We start from the raw sequence: 20,406 nt of genomic DNA on the forward strand, positions 1-20,406 counted from the left end.
ATTTGGCTAGAGGGCGAAGCCGCGCGGGCTCACCGCCCTACCCATCCATTACCCCCCGGACGAAATGCAGACTCGATACTCTCGAAGAGGAACGAGAAAATCGGTCAGATCCGAGAAACCGACCCGATTTGCAACCGCCCATTAGTCCACCAGATGCAGTACGCGCTCGCGGTACTCGTCTTCCGTAATCACACCGCGGTCTCGAAGCCGTCGGAGCGCCTCGATATCCGCCTCCAACTCACTTGATACCTGAGCCTCGGCGGGGCCGTGGGCGATGGCCTGGTGCAGACGCTCGTCGTCCAGGGCCTCGCCGATGGTCTCCCACAGGGTCCGCGTCAGGATCTCTTCCAGCTTCTCGATGGATGCGAAGACGCCGCCCCCGGCACCGCCCTCGACATTGCTTGAGCGAACCGAATTCTCGTAGGCGATCGTGCGCGAGCCCTGTTCGATCAGGGTGACATCAAGCCTCGAATGCGCCTCACGCCGCATCACTTGGTTCGAATCCAGTTGCTCGATATCGACCTCTAGGATGAAATCCCCCTCTCCTTCCTGCGCCAGCATGCCGCGCTGTTCCAGCCCCGTGATGAACTGTCCGCGAACCACCTCGGATACCGGCTCCTCGGTCTCGAGCGTCTGCAATGGATTCCCGAAACCACCCCGAATGGCCCCCAGCCAGTTCGAGCCGTGTTGCCGGCTGTCCGTAACGGAACCCATCTCGACATTCGCCGAACCGACGCCAACCGTGTCACTGCCCTGCGCAGGATCCAGGCTGACAGGCGTCGTGGTGCACCCGACCAGCAACATCCCGCCCAACATCACCCCTGCCAGTTTTCCGCTGATCACTATCTCTGCCCCTCTTGGGTTCAGGCCCTAGCCTGTTGCCTGCGACTTGATGGCGAGGCCGAGTGTCGACTCGCTCGTCCCCCGAAATAAAACTCGGTCGCGTGCGCCTCGCTGAACAGGTCATGCCCTCGCACACACCGGGTCTGCGTCGTCCAGACGGTGAAGGCTCCGTCCTGGGTTTTGTCGCCGCACACCTCTTCCAGGCACGTCACGACGTCGTCGCATCGCACACAGCGAAGTTCTCCCGCGATCGCCGAAACCATTTGCGTGAACCGGCCGCGCAGTTCGGACCGAAACGCGTCCGGGAGATCGGTGATGGCATCGACACGATCGTCCGCGGCCTGCAGCCATAACCGAAAGGCCCGACGAGGCCCGTCCGGTCTTGCCGCGACCACAGGCGGGTCACGTTCTTCCAGCCAGTGCTCCAGGTCGCGGGCGGAAACAATCCATTCACAGCCGACGCCTGACTGCCCCTGCTGGGGTGACAGAAGCCGAACTCGGCGGGTGCACCGCGGAAGCTCCAGCAACAGATTGCCCACGGTCCATGCCCGAATGTCCTCGCGCGTTGCCAGGCGCCTGCGACCGGACAAGCACGCCCAGCTGTTGCGCAAGGCACGGAAGGCTCTCATGCGGGATCCTTCGTGCGGTAGGCCAGACGGGCGGATTCCAATTCCTGGGCAACGGCGTCGCGCAGTGACGGGGGTCCAACGACCTCGACGCCTGCACCCAGCCCCAGCAGCCACCACTTGAGCCGGGCGGTGTCGCGCACGGTGGCCGTCACACGCGAGGTACCGTCGGGACCCCGCTCAATGAGCTGGTCTTCCGCCAGGCGGGCCTCGTGGAGGTGGTAGGCAAGGTCCGCATTTACCCGGAGTTCCAGGGGGATGGCATCACCCTCGGGATAGTCGAAGGCGCCGTTGCGGATGATCTGGTCGAGGTCGAATCCGCCCTCGGGATCGCGGGCGGGCTGATCGGTCAGGGCCGCGGCCTCGATACGGTGGGCCGCCAGATGCACGACATCCTGATGCGGTTCCATCGTGGCCAGCAAGTAGGTAACCGGTTCGCGGAACACGAGTGCCAGCGGATGGATCCGGTGATCCTTCACCTGCCCCTTCGAACGGGAACGGTAGGTGATATCGAGGCAGCGGCGTTCCAGCAGGCCCTGCTGCAGGACCAGGAACACGCCGTCCGGCATCTCGGGCGGAGTGAGCGGCGGACCGTTGGAAAGGATGCGAACCCGCTCGGGCCACAGGCTCAGACCGGAGGCCTCGCCGGTGGAGTCCAGGACTTCCCGCGCGCGGGCAGCCTGCGGCTTGAGTCGCGCCCGGGCCGAAGGCGGTAGCAGTTGTGCGGAATGCGCGTCCAGGATCTGGAGGGTCAGGGCCGTTTCCGGATCCATCGCCGGCACGTCCTGCAACGGCGCCTCGGACAGCCAGTACCAGCCGTACGGGCGGTCCCGTTCATCCCGACCCAGCGGAAGGAACCCAGACAGGGCCTCCAGATCCCGTTCGATGGTACGCAGCGTGGTGGAGAGCCCGCGTGTCTGGAGGCGTCCGACAAGATCCGGTGCGCTAACTCGACGGGGCTGCCGCGGGATCATCCCCAGCAATAACATCCGGCGCTGCAGCGTGGCGCGCATTCCCTGCCCTTCCGGCATCCCTTCTCTCCTGTCGCCCGGTCCGTTAAATGCCGGTGCATTTGCCGCCACCTTATCCCACACCGCCCTCATGGCAAACCGGACCCCTGCCGTGCCGTTTCCTCCCAGTACATCGCATCGGGGCGTCAGGTCATGTCGCACAAAAGCGCCAGACTGTCCGAATCATCACCGGATCAGGAGATCGCCATGAGATGGATCGTGATCGGAATCGCATGCCTGTTGGCAGGGTGCGCCGCGACGGTGCCTGCCGGATTCGGGAAGCCCTCCATCTATGACGCCGACGGGAACCGCAAGGGCTACATCACCGAAGGCGCCTTGGGTCAGAAGCAGGTCCGCGATACTCGAGGCGTGCTGCTCTACGAGATCCGCGACTGATGGGGCAACACGCATTCGCCAAGGAGTACGAGGCCCGTCCCTTTAGAGGGACGAGGACGGTCCTTCCGAATCTGTCATGCGTCAAACTCTGTCGCCTCCCTGGATGAAGCTGGGGCCTCACTAGATCCAGGAGTGCTCCATGCCCTTGAACCTTCGTCGTCGCCTACGCAGGCACCGCATGCGATCCAGCCGTCCATCCCCCTCGAACGACGTACGAAACATGAGAACGCTGTGGAGCCTGCGAATCCTTGCAACGGCCCTGCCGCGGGATGCGAGCGACAATCTGACTTCCTGGGCAAATAGAGGCGAGCTAAAGGGACTCGGCATACACCTCGACGAAGAAGACGAGGATGACCATCTCGCCTTGGAGCAAGCCGTTCAGGACCGCCTTCAGATATTCGAGGCCGATGAATCGCGGCTCCAGGACCGCGCGATCGCGCGGAATGTCCGGATCCTTGCTGAACCATTGGGCCTGAACGACACCGAATGCGAAATCCTGGAGTTTCTCACCATCTATGCGTCCCACTACAGCTTTGAAAAGCTGTTATCCGAAGTTCGCGAATCCTGCGACCTGGCCTCGGCAGAAATCGTCGCGCTCGCCCTGAACCGCACCACAGGGGAGATCCAGAACGCCCTCTCGCACGGCGAAACCCTGGTCCGTTCTGGCCTTGTCACGGTGTCGTCGTACAACAGCCGCGATCTCGGGTTCGATTTGCTGGACAGCCTCGCCTCCCAACTGCTCGGAACGCTGAATTCCCCCGACCGCATCTTCGCGGGGTTCTTCCGTGACGCGCCCGTTCCCGAGGAGAATCAACTTGCCCTGTCACACCTCGAACCCGATATCGAACGAGTCAAGGCGCTGCTCCTGCAGGCGGCCGGGGATGGCGTTCAGGGCGTCAACATCCTGCTGTATGGACCCCCAGGCACGGGGAAGACGCAGATCGCGCGCCGCGTCGCCTACGAAGCCGAGCTACACGCACGGGAGGTGAACCACGAAGATGACAACGGTAGCCCGATGGAACCGCACCGTCGGCAACGCGCCTACCAGCTCTGCCAATACCTGCTGCGCCGCACCAAGGATGCATTGATCGTCTTCGACGAAATCGAGGATGTGTTCGACGCCAGTTCAGACGCGGCGCAGTTTGGCGGCCACCATCGCTCGAAAAACCGCGGGAAGGCCTGGACCAACCAGATGCTGGAGGAAAATCCCGTTCCGGCGATTTGGATCACCAACCATTGGGATCAACTGGACCCAGCGTACCTGCGCCGTTTCGACTACGCGCTCGAGGTAGGGCACCCACCACGCTCGGTCCGACGCGCACTGCTGGCGCGTGCCTGTGAAGGCCTCGGCGTGACCGAGGGCTGGCTCGATTACACGGCCGGGAGAGACGCCCTGACCCCCGCCGAGATCAGCCGCGCCGCCCGGGTGGCACGGCTTCTACGTAATGGCCCGGATGCGCCGGAATTGGTTATGGCGAATCACCTTGACCAGCAAGCAGAACTTCAGGGGCGCCCACCAATGATCACGCCCCGTGGGCTGGATGCACTGGATTACGGCCTCGAATATCTCAATACCGACACGCCGGTCGAGGCCGTCATCCAGGACCTGGTCGCTGGTGGGCAAGGCACCCTGCTGGCGTATGGCCCACCCGGCACCGGCAAGACAGCGCTGGCTCATCATCTTGCCGAACACGCCGACCGTCCGCTGCGCAAGCGCACCGCCTCGGAACTGATCTCGCCATACGTGGGGGTGACCGAGAAGAACCTGGCCCAGGCTTTTCGGGAAACGCGGAAGGAAGGGGCCGTTCTGTTACTCGACGAGGCGGATAGCTTCCTCACGGCTCGGTCCCGGGCCCGCCAGACCTGGGAGATGACGCAAACCAATGAACTGCTGGTCCAGATCGAGGCATTCGACGGCATCCTCATCTGCGCCACCAACTGCCTCGAAGCCCTGGACCCGGCCGCCCTGCGCCGCTTCGACCACAAGCTGGAATTGCGCCCACTGGATCACCAGCAACGCGCGCAACTCTTCGACCAACTTGTCTCGCGACTCCAGCCGAGCGATGCAGACGATCGTGCCGCGCTCGATACCGCTCACGCCATCGTACGCCAGCTCGACGGGCTCACTCCTGGCGACTTCGCGACGGTGGTGCGAAGCCAATCGCTCCGGGGCACGCCAAGCGCGGGCCTCACCTTGCAGGCACTTGCCAACGCCCTGGTCGCCGAGCATCGCATCAAGCCCGGTGCGGGCGCGCGACGGGCCGGCTTCGCCTGACCCAAAACCGCCAACACGTAGCAGCACGGATTGCAGAGGCCAAGGGACGCCACATGGATGACATTCAAGAGTCGACACAAGCTGCCACCATTGCCGCCCTGAAGGCGGAAAGGGATCAACTCCTCACGCTCCTGAAAGCCTTACCCGACATCTCCTTCGTGCTGGACGCGGAAGGGCGGTACGTGAAGGTCATCGGCGGGGCCAATGAGGCCATGTATGCGAGCGGCAAGTCTCTGGAAGGCTATACGCTCGCGGATGCTCTTCCGCCAGCGGTCGCCGAGGCATGCTTGACCCACGTGAAGCAAGCCCTCCACACCGGAGAGATGCAAACGCTGGAGTATCAACTATGCGTTGCCGATGTGGCGCTGCTTCCTCCGTCCGTCCGGGACAACGATCACCACCAGGCCGAGCAGTGGTTCGAGGGCCGGGCCCTTCCGCTGCCCAGCTACGATCATTCAAAGCCGGTGGTCCTCTGGGTCGCGGTCAACATCACGCCCCGCAAACAAGTCGAACAGTACTGGCGCGAGGCGGCCTACACCGACCCCCTGACCGGCATCGCCAACCGGCGGGCCCTCTTCGAGCAGGCCGAGCATGAAATCCAACGTGCTCACCGCCACCACCGTCCCCTTTCGCTACTCGTCCTCGACATCGATCACTTCAAGACGATCAACACCCAGTACGGTCACGCCCAAGGGGATGAGGCCCTGCGCCAGTTCACACAGTGCTGTGCCCGCCTGTTGCGCGATACCGATTTCATGGGGCGCATCGGCGGCGAAGAGTTCGTGATGCTCCTGCCGGAAACCGATCAGTTGGGCGCTGAACAGCTCGGTGCGCGCATCGTCGAGGCAATACCAACCCTCGACGTGCCGGGGATGAACAACGAGCACAGGATGACCGTATCGATCGGAGCCGCGACGCGGCTCGAAGGCGAGGGGTTCGAGCACCTCCTCGTTCGGGCCGACGACGCATTATCAACAGCGAAACGTTCAGGTCGAAACCGACTACGAGTGGATCAAGCGGCGACCAGGTAGAACCCATTCTCAGATGCGACTTCTCAATATCGGCTTTCACCCCGGACTCGCTTGCTCATTCGTCCTCCGCCTTCCGTATCGTTCCACTCAGATGCTGAACTCCGAACGGACGACCTCACAATCCCGCTATGCGATCACGAACGGCTAGCCGCCGAGGGGTTCCAATTTTTCGTGAAGACGGATGCGCCAGAACCCTTTCACTCCACCCTCCTCCCAGTATCCTTCCAGCAGCTTGCTGTTCGGAAATCGGTGCAATGTTGCTCCTCCAGTTTCTTCAGGTCTATTCGCCAAAGCCAATATGAAGTGACCAGGAGCATCAGCCGTTCCGGTATACTGATAGTTCTCCCCTTCAAGATCATATGAGACGCTAATCTGATCGCGCCCAATCGTAACCTTGCATGGGGCGCGCAACGTTGCTTCATCACTGGTGTAGTAGACCGTATCCATGGATCCATCCCAGATCTCTTTCATTTAAATTTTCCCTGAAAGTAAATCGCCAAAACTCTCATTGCCCACCCGCACTACCACCCGACTCAAAAACTGACCATCTCACTCTGAACTCTCTTCCACGCTCATCCGCGCCCGCCGGACGGAAGCCGGACAGCGCCTCCCTATCCCAATCGGTGGGCACAAGGTGTTCGACAATCCGTGCATTTGCAGGTGTTCGACCAGTTCCGGTGCGCTCAAACGGCGGGACTGCCGCTGTAGCGTGGCACGCATTCCGTTGCCCTGACTCATCTCCGGCTCCCTGTTCATCCGGCGTAGGCTCCAGCCCCCTGTTCAGACTGACAGGCGACCTGCCCCAACGCAAAACCGGGAGATGGCAACGACGCCACCTCCCGGTATCGGATACCGCTCGGCACGGTCATCCCACATGCGCACGAAGGCGCGATTCGATCCGTCAAAACCGGTAGCCAAGCCCGAACTGCACTCGGGTCGCACCGGGGTCGATCTCCAGGTCGCCATACGACTCGCTGCTGTAGGCGGTGTAGGACACCTCGCCCCGCATGAACCATCCGGTATCGCGCTGCACTTCCACGCCCGCCCCAATCCTCGGACCGTTGATGCGGTCGGTATCAGAGCCGTTCACGAAGCCCGGACCGCGCACGCTGCTGCGGACTTCCGTTTGCTGGTAACCCAAAAGCCCGTAGACGAGCACGTTGTCGCTCACCAGCCCGCCTATACGTCCGGTGACTCCGTAGCTGTGACGGGCCTCGACACCCGCAGTGCCTTCGCCGTCGATCGACACCGTAGCATCCGCATCCTCGATCTGGGCGTCGATCTCCACGCCACCGTAGACACCGCCGCTGGAGACGCCACCGTACCCCGCAAACAGGCCTCCGACGGCCCCGGTTCCGCTGAGACCGGACAGGCTGCCCAGCCCGCTCAACGAGGCATCGATGTCGTAGGACGCCCCGCCCACCTGACCGCCAATGTAGCCACCGTCAAAACCGGAGGCCTGAGCGGTCGTGGCGCCGAGCCCCAGAATGGCGATGAGGCCGGCGGTCGTGATGATCCGTTTCTGCATGTCGATCTCCTTAGTCTGGATGAATCACCCGTATGCGGGCGGGATTCAGAGACTGAAGGAGAAAGGCGACCATCCCTGACGCCTGGAAATAGAGCCCTGACATCGGACTACGAACCGCACGCGAATGCCGCTATTCCCCAAAGAGACAAATCGTCATCGGTTCTCCACCTGTTATCGACAGCGGTGCGGCCAGAACCAGGTCGGATCCTTCGGAAAGGTTTCGGGTTACGGATTGCGCAACCCTATCCACCGTTGCCGGCGTCATGGTGGCATCGACCGGAAGCACCACCAGAGCCGAGGACACCGGACCACACCGGCTCATCTGTGTGGCGAGATACCTTTCGACGTCCTCCATATCGCGTTGTGCTCTGGGGGCCGGATACTCGGCCAGTACACCCACCCCACGAGACGCCGGCAGCACCGAGAACACATCGGCCGCATCGATACCCATCATCCCCGGAGAGAGCGCGCGCTGGAAAAATCCGGCGACCTCCGAGGAATGGGCGCGCGGGAACCGAATGCGCTTGGCGCGTGGCTCATGCCCGCCAACATGGACCTCGGCAATGGACCCACCAAGACCGTCACGGTCGTCCTCCAGGCGGAGACTCAAGGCGGCGGGTCCACATCGCGCTAAACCTCGCCCGTTTGCCGAGGTACCGGGATGGCTCTCAAGAACAGCGAGTGGGCCGCTTCCCGGTTGCTGGACCCATAGTGTCCAACCGCCATCGCCATGCTCTACAACGCGGCTCTCGAAATCTTCCACTTCATCCCCCTTGAATCCATTCCAACCACCCGGAAGCCATGCGAGAACCCACTGCTTGGTTCACAGGCGGCCGCGTACATGGGGGCGCTACCCCGCCCCACTGCCGAATCAGGGACCGTTCGTGGGTTCAGGCATTTGCCACCTGCCCACCCTAATCAGTCGATCTGGCGCAGGATTCGACCATCCGTTCCGCGAACATAAGTCAGTGCCGAGCCCGGTCCCTCTTCTACCGTCCCCAGGATCCGCCCGTCCGGGGCACGAATGTATGTCGGCCCGAACCGCTTCTCGTCGACGTATCCCGTGATCCGGCCATCCGCGTCGCGGATCAGGGGCTAGCCCACGTGGTGGCTATTCCCCGAGGGGAGCGTCGGAGTCGTGCAGCCTGCAAGCAAGGCCAGCACAAGCGGGGCAATACCCCGGGCTAGGCGCTTCCCCTTCATTGGCCTCGTGCTCCGGCTGAATGCGTTCCCAGCATCTCACCCCAGTGCGTCGTTTTCTGTCGCCCAGGTTTTGTATCGTGTCGTATCGGGTGGAACGGAATTCATTCCCCGGTCCCGCGACCGCCCTTCAAAATCGGCCTCGTGGGTCACTGGAAAGACCGCCTTATCGACGGTTGACGCAAGACCAGGAGCATCGCCATGAACGCACAGCATTACCCTGTCCGCATCGAGCGCGACGCCGCTGGACGGTACCTCGCCACCTGCCGTGACGTACCGGAGGCGCTCACCGACGGCGCTGAACGTGATGAAGCCAAGACCGAGATGGCCGATGCGCTGATGGTCGCTCTGGAGGGCTATCGGCTTGATGGGCGCCCGCTGCCCTCGGCTTCGCGCCCGGAACCGGGCGAAGTGCTGATCCGCGTGAAGGCGGATTGATTGTCCAAACCCGGCCTAGTCGCGGATGGCCGTGATGATACCGTCCTCGACCCATACGAACGCCGCGCCCTGTCCCTGCCGATACTCCCATCGCTCTTCGGCACCGCGAACGGTCGCCAGCCGCCGCACCCTGCGTGGCGTACCACAAAGTTCGGCGAGGTCCGACGCCTTGTCGCCAGGCTCAAAGGATCGGGAGGGACGAAAGCAGGCGGCAAAGCGCTGCTGCTCGGCACGCCTTTGTTCTTGCTCGTCGTGGTTCGGAAAGTCGCGGCGCTGGGCGTCACCGGCACAGGGGGCATCGGCGTACTCGACCCCCTGCGGCGTTTCGCACTTGAAGTAGCCGTCGGCGGGTGCGGGTGAGCTGGCCACCCACAGTGCACACCCGAGCCAAACCACCCACGCACGGCTCATCCACCAAGCTCCCCTGGGAGTGTCTCGTCGATCCTGCTCGCGTACTGCCCCACCGCTACCCGCTCAAGATAGCGCTCCTGCGCATGGGACTCGATGGCACCGGGTCGGGCCTGGCGCACCTTTTCGATGGCAGCCACTGGGGGCATGCCCCGATCAATCAGGAGCCGGGTCGCCAAGGTGCCGGCTCGGCCCAGACCGCCTTTGCAATGCACCACCACGCGCCCACCCACATACAGCGAGCGGTGGATTTCCGGCGCCAGGGCCTGCCACCGATCATCCCACCGCGCATCGGGATGCCGCCATGTCGGGGATGGGAAGGTGGTACCAGGTCAGCCCGGCGTCACTGACGCAATCGCCCAATCCCGGAACACTCAACTCGACCAATTCGTCGATTGTGGTGAGGGTCACCACGGCGGCCGCACCCCAGGTCTTTATCCGCGTCACATCGGCCTGAAGATCCCGGGCCCAGGGGCCGGTCATCGCCTGCATTTGTTGCTTGCCGGGGCAGAAGGTCACGCCGATGACGCCACCCTCCGCGAGCGGGATCTCGGCTATTTGCAGCGGATGGCTAGCACTGGTCCGTTTGGGGGTCATTCAGATGCCCTCCGTAGATCGGGCATCGCTCACCCCCGCAGGGGCCACATCCGCGAGCTGTAACAATGCATCTCCGAGTTCGGCCAGACGATCGTGCTGGCTGAGCCGGGCGCGCCATTCCTCGGGGATGCCCGCCTCCCCGTAGAAGACCCCGGCCAACTGGCCGAAGATCGCGGCGGTGGTGTCGGCGTCATCGCCCAGGTTGGCCGCCATCAGGGCCCCTTCCCGGAAATCGCGGCTTCGGGAAAAGGCCCATAGTGCGGCCTCAAGACTATCGGCCACATAGCCCGTGCCGCGGATGCGGGGCGGATCGTTCTGCCGGAATGACCCCTGCGCAATCGCCTCGACCCGAGGCGCCAGCGCGTCCTGCGCCTCGAAGCCCGGCAGCCCGCGCCAGGGACGTTCCAGGATCTCTTCCCGGCCCCAGCCCTCGAGAGCGGCCAACGTATAGGCCGTGCACAAACGACAGGCATCCAGGCACTCACGTGCACCATGCGTCGTTCCCGAACTCGCCTGCGCCGCAACGTGTGCCTGAACCGGTGTGCGCCGATAGGACAGGGGGATCGGCACCAGCCGCATCAAAGATCCATTGCCGGCGGTTTGTGGGTCTTCCGAGCCGCTCATGGGGTCGCCGGAATCCTCATAGCGATGGAGTGCCGCGCGCACCGTGTTCCCGATATCGAAACACCGTCCCGTACTGCTCGCGTACCCCTCCCGCCACCACCGCACGTACCGATCCATCTGGTCGTGTGCATCGAACCCGTGGCAGTGGACCAGGCTCTCGGCCAGGCAGATCGCCATCGAGGTATCGTCCGTCCATTGCCCCGGCTGCAGACCAAACGGTCCACCTCCGACCATATCGGTAATGGGTGTGAAACGGCCGGGACGCTGGAACTCCAGGGTGGTACCGAGTGCGTCGCCGCATGCCAGTCCCAGCATAGCGCCCCGGTAACGGTCTTCGAGTGTCGGCATGCCCCGCCTTCTTCTTGCTGGTTTGATGGAACCCGGACGATACACGCGCGTGATTGCGGCCGGTCAACGGCGTCTTCGCTTTGTTGATAGCACACGCAGGCGTCATCCCCTGACGCGTCACCGTGCACTCGACCATGTCAGTATCGTGGTCCGGCCACCGGTCATCACTGCGGCGCAATCCGGCGTCCCATGACCCTCAAGGTCAAAGGCGCCCCCAATCGCCACATCCAACGACCGGCCGTTAGCATGCATGCCATGGGGTGAAGAACGCCCCCAAACAAATACGAAACGCCACCGCCACGAATCAAGGCATGGAGCGCAACATGGACGATGAAGAGCAGGAGCGGGACAAGGAGCTGGAAGAGCAGGAACGCCAACAGCGCCTGGAGAATATGCAGCGGCGCAGCGACGGCCAGATGGGCGTCGGGTTCGATGTGCTGTATGAACCGAACCAAGACGCAGGCGAAAAGAAGGACGGCGAGTGAAATCCGAATGCAAGGCTGAGCGCTTGAGGCATGCAAGCCTGGATGGTTGCCCGACCCCGAGCTGACGGGAACCGACCGTGACGATGCTCAAGGTTGGAGAAAAGGACCGCGACGGGCGCCAGAAGCGCATCGAGCACAGCGGAAAGTATCTCCGCGCCAGCCGGACCGGCGGGCTCTCGCTCCGGGCGCAGACCCGAGCGGCCGGCGTGAATCTCACCGGGAACACCCGCCACGGCGTTCGCGTCTCGACCCGCCTGGCGAAGAACACCCAGGTCGCTTTGCAGAATGGGCGTTTCATCCTGCGCGGGCGCTACGGCTCGGATGCGGCGAAGTTCAACCTCTCCAAATCCGGCGTCACGGTCTCCACCAAGACGCCGATCGGGTCGTTCAACTGGATCCGGCCGGGGCGCTCCTCGGCGAAGATCGCGGGGATTCAATTGCGCGGGCACAATGCCGCGGCCATCCAGGGGCTGTATGGGCTATTCGCGGCTGCCTCCTGGTTCGTGGGTGCCCTGCTACGGATGGTTACCGGTCTGTTGGGCGGCCTTCACCGCCTGGGAACGGCCGCCGTCGCGCGGCGCCGCCTGGCCGAGGAGGAAGCCGCCCGGCCCGACGTGGCTCTGGCTGATGTAAAGCCGCTCGGGCAACGCGTCCTCGACGAACAAGCCGTGTCGATCGCCGACTGGCCTTCGCGGGATCAGCTCGCCGCCCTCGCCTTCGCGTTGCTGGTACTGGGGCGCGGTTCCACCCATCCGCCCCAACCTGGTGCCGATAACTCCAGTACATCGGTGGCCGAGGCGGCCCTTCTTGAGGACATCGCCGAGGCCGGGCGTCAGTGGGACACCTGGCTGGGACCGTTGCCACCCGACGACATCGAGCCAGTCTTCGGGGTGCTGGTGTCGATCGCGGGCGCCTATGCGCGGGACAACGCCCCCTACCGGGTCGCCGAGACCCTGCTCGCCCTGGATGATGCCTGTCTGCTGGATGGCCCAAAAACGCTGCTGCAGGAAACGATGATCGATCTCACGGCCGAAGCGATGGGCGTGGAGCTGGTGTTCGAGGGGGAGGCATGAGCGATCCCCGCCCCGGCTCCCTCGATGCCCTGGTGCAGATCCATCAGACCCTGATCCGGAATCCTGACCCGCGGGAGGCCTGCGCGGCGTGGCGCGCGTACTGCCGTGAACAGACCTGCGGTTTTGTGGTGACCTTCGATGACCCTGCTTATCCGGAAACGGATTCCCGTTCTCTGGGCCTCGACGGACACGACCACTTCCACGACATCCCGGAATCCGATCTGGACGAAGCGATCATGCGGGTAGTGGATACCGAAGGCCCCGTCCACCTTCGAGTGCTGACTCAGCGATTACTCGATGCTGCGGGGTTCAGTCGGGCCGGCTCGCGGATCCAGGCGCGTATCCATGAACGGCGTGCAACATTGGGGGCCACCGGACAGATCCGGCTTGATGGAGACTTCAGCGGCCGCCCGGAGCAGTTTCTGGTTCCGTGTCTTCGGGACTGGAGCGGCTTGCCGGACAACCTGCGCCAGCTCGATCACGTCCACGACGCCGAGCTGATGCTCTCACTCGTACGCACGGTGGTGGAGGCCGGCTCGCTCGCGGTCGATACAGCCCTGAACGACGCCCTTTACCGCATGGGCTTCATCCGTCTGACCGAGAACGCACGGGAGCGCTTGCAGACGCCGCTGGACCAGGCGCTAAAGGAAGGATTGCTGGTTCGGGGAAAAGAGGGGTTGGAGCCCGGCCGAAAATCCTTTGAGCGGCCTCGACCGAGCGCCTGATCAATGCGCCGAGATCGGCGCCACGCCATCAGAAGCGATAGCCGAGACCCAGATTGACCCGGGTCGCACCCAGGTCGACCTCAAGATCGCCATAGGACTCGCTGCTGTACGCGGTATAGGTCACTTCGCCGCGCATGAACCAGCCGCTGTCGCCCTGGATCTCGACACCGGCACCGACGCGCGGGCCGCTCGCATCGTCCGTATCCGAAACATTGTTGACACCCGCCCCACGGATACGTCCCCGGAACTCGGTGTGCTGATAGCCAAGCGAGCCGTACAACAGGACGTTGTCGCTGACGAGACCGCCCACGCGGAGACTGCCCCCGATGCTGTGGCGGGCCTCCACCGAGGCAGTGCCCTCGCCTTCAATGCGGGCTGCAGCATCGGCGTTCTCACCGATCACATCGAGTTCGAACCCCGTGTAGACGCCCGACGCCGAGGCGACACCGTAGCCCCCGAAAAAGCCGGCGGAGAACCCCGTGGCACTCAGGCCCGACAGGCTGGCGACGCCGTCCAGGTCCACATCCGCATCGTACGAGGCCCCACCGATCTGACCACCCACATAACCGCCATCAAAACCACTCGCGTGGGCCACTGAACCGGCCCCTACCAACAGCACTCCGCCCAGTAGGGCCGACGCCCCTCGTCCCTTCCAATGCACCATGTACCGCTCCTCTTCATAGCCGTGGATACGCGCTCTGCAACGCGCCAGAAAAACGGCCCAGAGCAACCTTGTGCGGGTTGCCCTGGAGTCGAGGCCACGAAGCTACACGGGACATGCGACGGTAGGTGTCGCCCTGATATGGATCATCAGGTTCAGATGTAGGCTGTCCAAGTGACCGAAGGAGAAGGGAACATGCCTTCAATGATGCCCAAGCGATCTCCAAACGAGCGCCGCGCACTCGCCCGAATGGTGACCACGCTGTTCAACCACTGGGCGCTGGATGAAGACGAATCGCTCGCCATGCTGGGGATGACGAAAGCCTCTCGCCACTGGCTGACGCGTTATCGCAAAGGCGAGCCGCTGTCCGCGAACCGGGACATGCTGGACCGGGCCGGGCACCTGCTGGCCATACACAAGACCTTACGTCTGATGTTCCCGCACGAACGCGATCTGGCGTACCGGTGGATCCGCACCCGAAACCGCGCTTTCGATCAGCTCACGCCGGCCGAGATAATCGTCGAGTACGGATTTCCGGGCTTGCTGATGGTGCGTACGTACCTAGATCGGACACGAACCCACTAACCGACGACCCGCCAAAGGCGCGGCCTGCTTCACTCGCGCCGTCGAGCCAATGACGATAGGTACCCGTTTTTCCGCAGGGGCAAGTCTGTCCGGGTGCCATGCTCAAACGAGAGAACATGTTCCGTGGGGATGGCCGCGCAGCGGCCGATAAATCGTCCGCGAAACTCCCGCCCCAAAATTACGTCCGGGGACTAGGCAGGATCTACAGGGTCAAGCACGGACCGATCGTCATTCGCCGGACGATTCACTCGGGTGGAAACTGGATACGCCCGCAAAGCGGAGGGCGGCATACGGCGAGTGATATGGCGGACCTGCTCACGCTCGGTGATCTCGGGATCTAGCCAATCCCATCGGCATTCCGCGTCGAGCGCGAGTGGCTGTCGGTCGTGGATATGCGCCAGGTGTTCGGACGCAGGCTCGGTGATGATCGCGCAGCAGGCCCCTCCGTCCGCGGTCGGCGCCCAGATGCCCGCCAGGAACAGCACGTCCTGCGCCGCATCGTCGGTCAACGTGATGAAATGCGCCTGCTTGCCCTGTCCGGTCTTCTGCCACTCGAACCAGCCATCCGCCGGGACGATGCAGCGCCGATCCGCGAAGGCACTGCGGAAGTACGGGCTGGTGGCGACCTTCTCGGCGCGAGCGTTGATGGGCTGCGGCCCATCCATTACCCGTTTGGGCCGGAACCCCCAATGCATCGGCTGAAACGCGGCCGGCGTTTCCTCCCCCGCCCGAAAGGCCTCGATATCGGTGCCCGGGGCAACGTTGTACCGAGGGGCATCGAATCCCTCGTCCACCGGCACCTGGAAGTACCGCATGGCCAGCTCGCTGGTCGCGCTGTAGCGCGCAAATCGTCCGCACATTCGGTATCGCCTTACCGGGTAGCCGCCTCATGTCGCATTCGAAGTCTTTCTAGACGCCCATCGGCGCGAGGTCCAGGTTCCAGTTGCTCGGCGTACCGGAGCGCCCGCTCCCAGTCCCGACGCTGGTGTTCGTGGTACTTGGCCAGCGCCTCCAGTGCCTCCTGAACGCCCCGCTCGGCCAGCGATTCCCAAACAGGCACCGCCTGGTCGTATCGCCCCTCTCGCCGCCATTCGCGCGCGAGCCATAGCAGGCCCGGCGCCGACAGGCTCTTTTGGTGGCCTTCCAGCAGCCGACGAGCCGCCGCGGGGCCATCGAGGCGCTCCATCAGGCGTGCTGCGCCCTCGACCGACGCCTCATGGGCGACGGGCTGCGCCAGGACGCTGGCCAGCGCCGGTCCCAGCAGCGTGAGGGAGAGGATGTCATCGGTGTTGTGCTGGACCACGCGCTCGAGATCCTCACTGCGCCCGAAGCTGAGATAGGCCTTCCAGGCCCACGGGGCCTCGGACCCCGGCAAGTCGTCCTGCCGGTCGAGCCCGAGCAGGCGTTCCTCGACGGTGCGCAGGCGACAGTCCGGCCAGGCGTGCCCGTACAGGCTACGCACCGGGTGAAGGAAATCGGTGTGCGCGGTCTCGGGGGCATCGGGTCGGCGCTGCATGCGGCGGCGATCCCGCAATAACGGCAGATCGAAGGTCTTGCCGTTGTAGCTGACCAGATGGTCACAGTCGCAAAGGGCCGCGTCCACGGCGGCCAGCAGCGCCCCCTCCCCCGCGAACGCGGTCATCAACCACTGGCGCAGGCGGACCTGGCCTCCCTCTAGCGTCGCCAATCCCACCATGAAGGCGACGGTGCCGGCACCGCCGGCGAGACCCGTGGTCTCGGTGTCGATGAAACCGACCCGCTGGTCAGATGACCAGAAAGGGCTCGCCGGTTCGCGGGCGAGTTCGAGCGTGTGGCGTCCATGGGCGTGGCTCGCCGCGATGATGCGATCAACCCGGACCAGATGCTCGTCGATGAGCTCGCCGTTCAGGCGCTTCGCCAGTTCATCGGGGCGAACGACGGCACTGGAGGGTGGCGGGTTTGCGCGGGTACGCCCCGTTCCCGCGACGCCCATCCGGTCCAGTCGCGCCCGGATCTCGTCCAGCACGTTGCCGGATGCCGGTTCGGACGCCGGGGCGTGCGCCTCGGCTGAAGTTCGGCCGGGCGCCGGCGGATCACTGCCCGCCTGGCGGCGCAGGGTATTCAGTCGATCATGCAGCCCCATGGGATTCCAGGCCTTCGAGGACCGTGATCGCGGCCTGTTTCGGCGAAAACCCGCGTACCTCGTCGCTCGCCAGGATCGGACCGATGCAACCCGGACAACCGTGAGCGCAGTCGCACTGCCGGATCAGGCTCAGTGCATCGCGAATGACCCGGCCCCGGTTGTCGAACAGCGGTGCCGACAGCCCGACGCCGCCGGGATAGTGGTCGTACAGGAACACGGCCGGGCGGAACCGGCCTTCCTGCTCCGGATCGCACTCGCCCCCATCGAGGGTGCGCAACTGGCCGCGGCCGTTCGATCCCACGGTCGCAAACCAGCGCGCATCGCCATCGCCGACCGCCCGGCCCAGATCCTGCGGCTCGGACATCACCACCAGCGCCGCCACGTGATGCATGGCGTAAGCCGCACCGAGAAACCCATCCAGGGCCTCGTGGCGGGATGCGAAGCGCTGCTCCAGGGCCTCGGGGGCCATCTGCCACCAGACGGCGGTGGTGTGCATCTCCTGGTCCGGCAGGTGGATGTTGCCGTACCCGATGTTCTCGTGGGTGTAGTAGCGGATCTTCTTGTAGCCCGGGATGCGCCGGACGATGTGGACCTCGCCACGGGCCGCCTCGCCCTGGCCGGCGGGCGCGCGCTCGAAGTCGTCGAGGATCTTGAGACGCGTGTAGTCGATGGCGTCGGTGTAGTAGTCGGCGCGGGTGCGCGTGACGAACGCCTTGCGCCCGGTCCAGTCGAGGCGTTCGACCTGATAGGGCACGGCCTGCACCAGGTAGATCGCGCCCTCGTAGAGGGTCTCGGCCGCGCTGGAGAAGTCCACCTCGGCGATGATCTGCTGCTGGCCTTCGGTCGTATCCACCACCACGAAGTTGCCCTCGGCGACGGAACGCAGGCTGACGCTCTGGGCGGGATAGCTGTCCTCGGTCCAGTGCCAGGTGTCGGACTCGCGGTGCAGCACGCCCTGCTCCTCCAGATACGCCAACAACGCCTCCAGATCCTCGCCACCGAAGGTCTCGCCCTTGCGAAAGGGCAGCTCGAAGGCGGCGCAGCGCACATGGTCCAGCAGGATCAGGAGCTGATCCGGCGCGATCCGGGCCTGCTCCGGCGACTGGCCCAGAAAGAACTCCGGGTTGCGGATGATGTACTGATCCAGCGGATCGGAACTGGCGACCAGCACCCCCAGCGACGGGCGGTTGCGCCGGCCCGCGCGGCCCAGGCGCTGCCAGGTGCTGGCGATGGTTCCGGGGTACCCGGTCAGCAGGCAGACATCCAGGCTGCCGATGTCCACGCCCAGCTCCAGCGCGGAGGTGGCGATCACGCAGTCCACGTTGCCGCTGCGCAGGGCCTTCTCCGTCTGGCGCCGCTCGTTGGGCAGATAGCCGCCCCGATACGCGGCGACCCGCGAGGCCTTGCGCGGGTCGTTGTCGAACACGTCCTTCATGTAGCGGGTAATCACCTCGACCATCAGCCGCGTGCGCGCAAAGATGATGGTGGTGAGCTTGCCGCGCAGGGCCATGCGCGCGATCCGCGTGACCTGGGATCGGGCCGAGGCGCGGATGCCGAGATCCGCGTTGACCACCGGCGGGTTCCACAGCAGAAGATGGCGCTCCCCCGCCGGCGCCCCGCTCTCGGTGATCGCCGTGACCGGTTCCCCGATCAGGCCCGAGGCCAGTTCCTCCGGGTTGGCGATGGTCGCCGAGCTCATGATGAACACCGGGTCCGCGCCATAGAAGCGACAGATCCGGCGCAGCCGCCGCATGACGTTCGCCACGTGCGATCCGAACACGCCCCGATAGGTGTGGGTCTCGTCGATCACCACGTACTGCAGGCTCTCGAAAAACTGGGCCCACTTGGTGTGGTGCGGCAGGACGCCCTGGTGGAGCATGTCCGGGTTGGTGACGACGATATCGCCACGGGTGCGCACCGCCTTGCGGGCATCCCCCGGGGTATCACCGTCGAACGTGTAGGCGCGGACTCCCAGGTCCCCGGCCTCGTTGAGCTCCATAAGCTCTGCCACCTGGTCCTGCGACAGCGCCTTCGTGGGAAACAGGTACAACGCCTTGGCCTTGTTCTCGCGGGCCGCCTGGAGAACCGGAAGGTTGTAACAAAGCGTCTTGCCGGACGCGGTCGGGGTCACGACCACCGTGTGTTGTCCGGCGCGGATCTGGTCCCAGGCGGCGCGCTGATGGCTGTAGAGCTGCTCGACGCCCCGGGATCGGAGCGCGCCGGCAATGGCCGGGTCAAGATCGGCGGGCAGATCGGCGTACTGGGCGGGGCGCGCCGGCAGGACCAGCTCACCGGTGATGCGCTTGGCGTAACGTTCCTTGATGCGCTCAACCAGGCGCCGCGCACCCCCTTCTGTGACCGGGCGTTCCGTGCGCAGCTCGGGTTCGGGGACTTCGGGGAGGACGCGCGCCGGTTCGGTCATGGCAATCTTCTCGCGGGAGCCGTACAGTGGCGATCATAGCTCGGAGAACAAACGGAGAACATTGTTCTCTGCCCTGTGCGATGACGATCCTGGAGAACGGATGCCATGGAGGCACTGACCCCGCACCAGCGTCGGGTGCTCGAGGCCCTGCAGCGCTTCGCGGCCGAGGGGCACGCGCCAAGTCTGGACGAGTTGGCCGAGACCCTGGGTCTCCGCTCACGCGGGTCCCTGCACAAGCACATTCGCGCCCTGGAGGCCGCGGGCTACGTAAAGCCCGCCCAGGGACGCCATCGAGGCATCCGGTTGGCCGATGACGTACTGGATTCGCCTGTCGACGAAGGCACGACGGGACCCGGCTCATGGGGCTCCGGCACCCTGCCTCTTCTGGGCCGCATCGCAGCGGGCCAGCCGATCGAGGCGCTGGCGAACCCCGAACCCGTGGAGGTACCGCCGGCCCTCCGCGCGCGTGGCGAGTGCTATGTCCTCGAGGTAAAGGGCGACTCCATGCAGGACGCCGGCATCCTCGACGGCGACTGGGTGGTGATCGAGTCGCGCAGCCATGCCCGCAACGGCGAGATCGTCGTCACCCTGATCGATGGCGAAGAAGCCACCCTAAAGCGCATCGAGCAAACGCCAGAACAGGTCCTGCTGCACGCAGCGAACCCAGCGTATCCTCCGCTCACCCTCGTCCCTGAACAGCTGCAAATCCAAGGGGTACTCGTCGGACTAATGCGGCGTTACTCGGCCTAATTTGTTCCCTGCCTGCGTCTGAGTTTCGCGGCCGCGAAACTGGTCGGATCCCACACCAAAATTGGTTGCGAGGCATCTGTTTCGCGGCCGCGAAACGCGATCCGGGCATAGGGCTTGCGACGCCCGGAAGAGTCCGTTTCGCGGCCGCGAAACAGGCTTGTCAATGATTCTCACTTAAGGGGCAGAGCTTCCATGTTTCCACTTAGCGCTAAATGGAATGATGAAAGTTCTGCCCCTTGGATGAGCTGGTCTAATTTCC

21 protein-coding genes and 2 pseudogenes are annotated in these 20,406 nt (G+C 64.4%); 9 read left to right on the forward strand and 14 right to left on the reverse strand.

Annotated features, from left to right (window positions below):
• Window positions 1-141 precede the first annotated feature (141 nt).
• Genes TVD_RS08205 through TVD_RS08215 form a run of 3 tightly spaced genes read right to left on the reverse strand, consistent with a single transcriptional unit; the run spans window position 142 to window position 2,500 of the window.
• Entirely contained in the window at window positions 142-843 is a 702-nt protein-coding gene (locus TVD_RS08205; protein WP_047251326.1) for a YajG family lipoprotein, read from the reverse strand.
• Window positions 844-863: 20 nt separating this feature from the next.
• Entirely contained in the window at window positions 864-1,472 is a 609-nt protein-coding gene (locus TVD_RS15055; protein WP_047251327.1) for a hypothetical protein, read from the reverse strand.
• Entirely contained in the window at window positions 1,469-2,500 is a 1,032-nt protein-coding gene (locus tag TVD_RS08215) for a helix-turn-helix transcriptional regulator (protein ID WP_047251328.1), read from the reverse strand. Before TVD_RS08215 ends, TVD_RS15055 begins: the two co-directional genes overlap by 4 nt.
• A 186-nt stretch (window positions 2,501-2,686) precedes the next feature.
• On the opposite strand from TVD_RS08215, the gene TVD_RS08220 reads away from it, so the two are divergent.
• From TVD_RS08220 to TVD_RS08230, 3 genes are all read left to right on the forward strand, one after another.
• Window positions 2,687-2,875, forward strand: coding sequence for a hypothetical protein (locus tag TVD_RS08220; RefSeq protein ID WP_012982523.1), 189 nt, complete (start codon window positions 2,687-2,689; stop codon window positions 2,873-2,875).
• A gap of 466 nt (window positions 2,876-3,341) precedes the next feature.
• Window positions 3,342-5,150, forward strand: coding sequence for an AAA family ATPase (locus TVD_RS08225; RefSeq protein ID WP_047251945.1), 1,809 nt, complete (start codon window positions 3,342-3,344; stop codon window positions 5,148-5,150).
• A gap of 53 nt (window positions 5,151-5,203) precedes the next feature.
• Window positions 5,204-6,181, forward strand: a complete 978-nt coding sequence (locus tag TVD_RS08230; RefSeq protein WP_047251329.1) for a GGDEF domain-containing protein — start codon at window positions 5,204-5,206, stop codon at window positions 6,179-6,181.
• A 144-nt stretch (window positions 6,182-6,325) separates the two neighbouring features.
• Here TVD_RS08230 and TVD_RS14595 read toward each other — a convergent pair whose 3' ends face one another.
• The 4 genes and pseudogenes from TVD_RS14595 to TVD_RS14920 form a co-directional block, all read right to left on the reverse strand.
• Window positions 6,326-6,652, reverse strand: a complete 327-nt coding sequence (locus TVD_RS14595; protein WP_156167532.1) for a hypothetical protein — start codon at window positions 6,650-6,652, stop codon at window positions 6,326-6,328.
• Between the two features lie 430 nt (window positions 6,653-7,082).
• Entirely contained in the window at window positions 7,083-7,709 is a 627-nt protein-coding gene (locus TVD_RS08235; protein ID WP_047251330.1) for an outer membrane protein, read from the reverse strand.
• Between the two features lie 130 nt (window positions 7,710-7,839).
• Window positions 7,840-8,319, reverse strand: coding sequence for a hypothetical protein (locus tag TVD_RS08240; protein ID WP_240472257.1), 480 nt, complete (start codon window positions 8,317-8,319; stop codon window positions 7,840-7,842).
• 308 nt (window positions 8,320-8,627) lie between these two features.
• Window positions 8,628-8,912: pseudogene (locus TVD_RS14920) on the reverse strand (hypothetical protein).
• Between the two features lie 198 nt (window positions 8,913-9,110).
• Here TVD_RS14920 and TVD_RS08245 point away from each other — a divergent pair.
• Entirely contained in the window at window positions 9,111-9,347 is a 237-nt protein-coding gene (locus TVD_RS08245; protein WP_047251332.1) for a type II toxin-antitoxin system HicB family antitoxin, read from the forward strand.
• 15 nt (window positions 9,348-9,362) lie between these two features.
• Here the strand turns inward: TVD_RS08245 and TVD_RS08250 are convergent, their stop codons facing one another.
• The 3 genes and pseudogenes from TVD_RS08250 to TVD_RS08260 form a co-directional block, all read right to left on the reverse strand.
• Complete coding sequence (locus TVD_RS08250; protein ID WP_047251333.1) at window positions 9,363-9,758, reverse strand: hypothetical protein; 396 nt, start codon at window positions 9,756-9,758, stop codon at window positions 9,363-9,365.
• Window positions 9,755-10,352: pseudogene (locus TVD_RS08255) on the reverse strand (cyclin-dependent kinase inhibitor 3 family protein). The gene TVD_RS08250 and the pseudogene TVD_RS08255 overlap by 4 nt, the downstream one beginning before the upstream one ends.
• On the reverse strand, window positions 10,353-11,324 hold the full coding sequence (locus TVD_RS08260) for an ADP-ribosylglycohydrolase family protein (protein WP_205622072.1): 972 nt from the start codon (window positions 11,322-11,324) through the stop codon (window positions 10,353-10,355). It lies immediately after the preceding pseudogene.
• A 323-nt stretch (window positions 11,325-11,647) separates the two neighbouring features.
• Here TVD_RS08260 and TVD_RS14755 point away from each other — a divergent pair, with 323 nt between their 5' ends.
• From TVD_RS14755 to TVD_RS08270, 3 genes are all read left to right on the forward strand, one after another.
• On the forward strand, window positions 11,648-11,809 hold the full coding sequence (locus tag TVD_RS14755; protein WP_205622105.1) for a hypothetical protein: 162 nt from the start codon (window positions 11,648-11,650) through the stop codon (window positions 11,807-11,809).
• Between the two features lie 77 nt (window positions 11,810-11,886).
• Window positions 11,887-12,882 (forward strand): hypothetical protein, encoded by a 996-nt coding sequence (locus TVD_RS08265; RefSeq protein WP_047251335.1) that lies wholly within the window; start codon window positions 11,887-11,889, stop codon window positions 12,880-12,882.
• Window positions 12,879-13,607 (forward strand): DUF3320 domain-containing protein, encoded by a 729-nt coding sequence (locus tag TVD_RS08270; protein WP_047251336.1) that lies wholly within the window; start codon window positions 12,879-12,881, stop codon window positions 13,605-13,607. Before TVD_RS08265 ends, TVD_RS08270 begins: the two co-directional genes overlap by 4 nt.
• A gap of 28 nt (window positions 13,608-13,635) precedes the next feature.
• Here TVD_RS08270 and TVD_RS08275 read toward each other — a convergent pair whose 3' ends face one another.
• Entirely contained in the window at window positions 13,636-14,169 is a 534-nt protein-coding gene (locus TVD_RS08275; protein WP_420804903.1) for an outer membrane protein, read from the reverse strand.
• 348 nt (window positions 14,170-14,517) lie between these two features.
• Here TVD_RS08275 and TVD_RS08280 point away from each other — a divergent pair, with 348 nt between their 5' ends.
• Complete coding sequence (locus TVD_RS08280; protein WP_156167567.1) at window positions 14,518-14,853, forward strand: MbcA/ParS/Xre antitoxin family protein; 336 nt, start codon at window positions 14,518-14,520, stop codon at window positions 14,851-14,853.
• A 191-nt stretch (window positions 14,854-15,044) separates the two neighbouring features.
• Here TVD_RS08280 and TVD_RS08285 read toward each other — a convergent pair whose 3' ends face one another.
• From TVD_RS08285 to TVD_RS08295, 3 genes are read right to left on the reverse strand one after another with little or no spacing between them, the layout of a single operon-like run.
• Complete coding sequence (locus TVD_RS08285) at window positions 15,045-15,713, reverse strand: SOS response-associated peptidase (protein ID WP_047251339.1); 669 nt, start codon at window positions 15,711-15,713, stop codon at window positions 15,045-15,047.
• 11 nt (window positions 15,714-15,724) lie between these two features.
• Window positions 15,725-16,975 (reverse strand): ribonuclease H-like domain-containing protein, encoded by a 1,251-nt coding sequence (locus TVD_RS08290; RefSeq protein ID WP_047251340.1) that lies wholly within the window; start codon window positions 16,973-16,975, stop codon window positions 15,725-15,727.
• Window positions 16,962-19,397 (reverse strand): DEAD/DEAH box helicase, encoded by a 2,436-nt coding sequence (locus TVD_RS08295; RefSeq protein ID WP_047251341.1) that lies wholly within the window; start codon window positions 19,395-19,397, stop codon window positions 16,962-16,964. The genes TVD_RS08290 and TVD_RS08295 overlap by 14 nt, the downstream gene beginning before the upstream one ends.
• Before the next feature lie 105 nt (window positions 19,398-19,502).
• On the opposite strand from TVD_RS08295, the gene lexA reads away from it, so the two are divergent.
• Entirely contained in the window at window positions 19,503-20,147 is a 645-nt protein-coding gene (lexA, locus tag TVD_RS08300) for a transcriptional repressor LexA (protein WP_047251342.1), read from the forward strand.
• Window positions 20,148-20,406: the final 259 nt, after the last annotated feature.

This window comes from Thioalkalivibrio versutus (assembly GCF_001020955.1).
Lineage (GTDB): Bacteria > Pseudomonadota > Gammaproteobacteria > Ectothiorhodospirales > Ectothiorhodospiraceae > Thioalkalivibrio > Thioalkalivibrio versutus.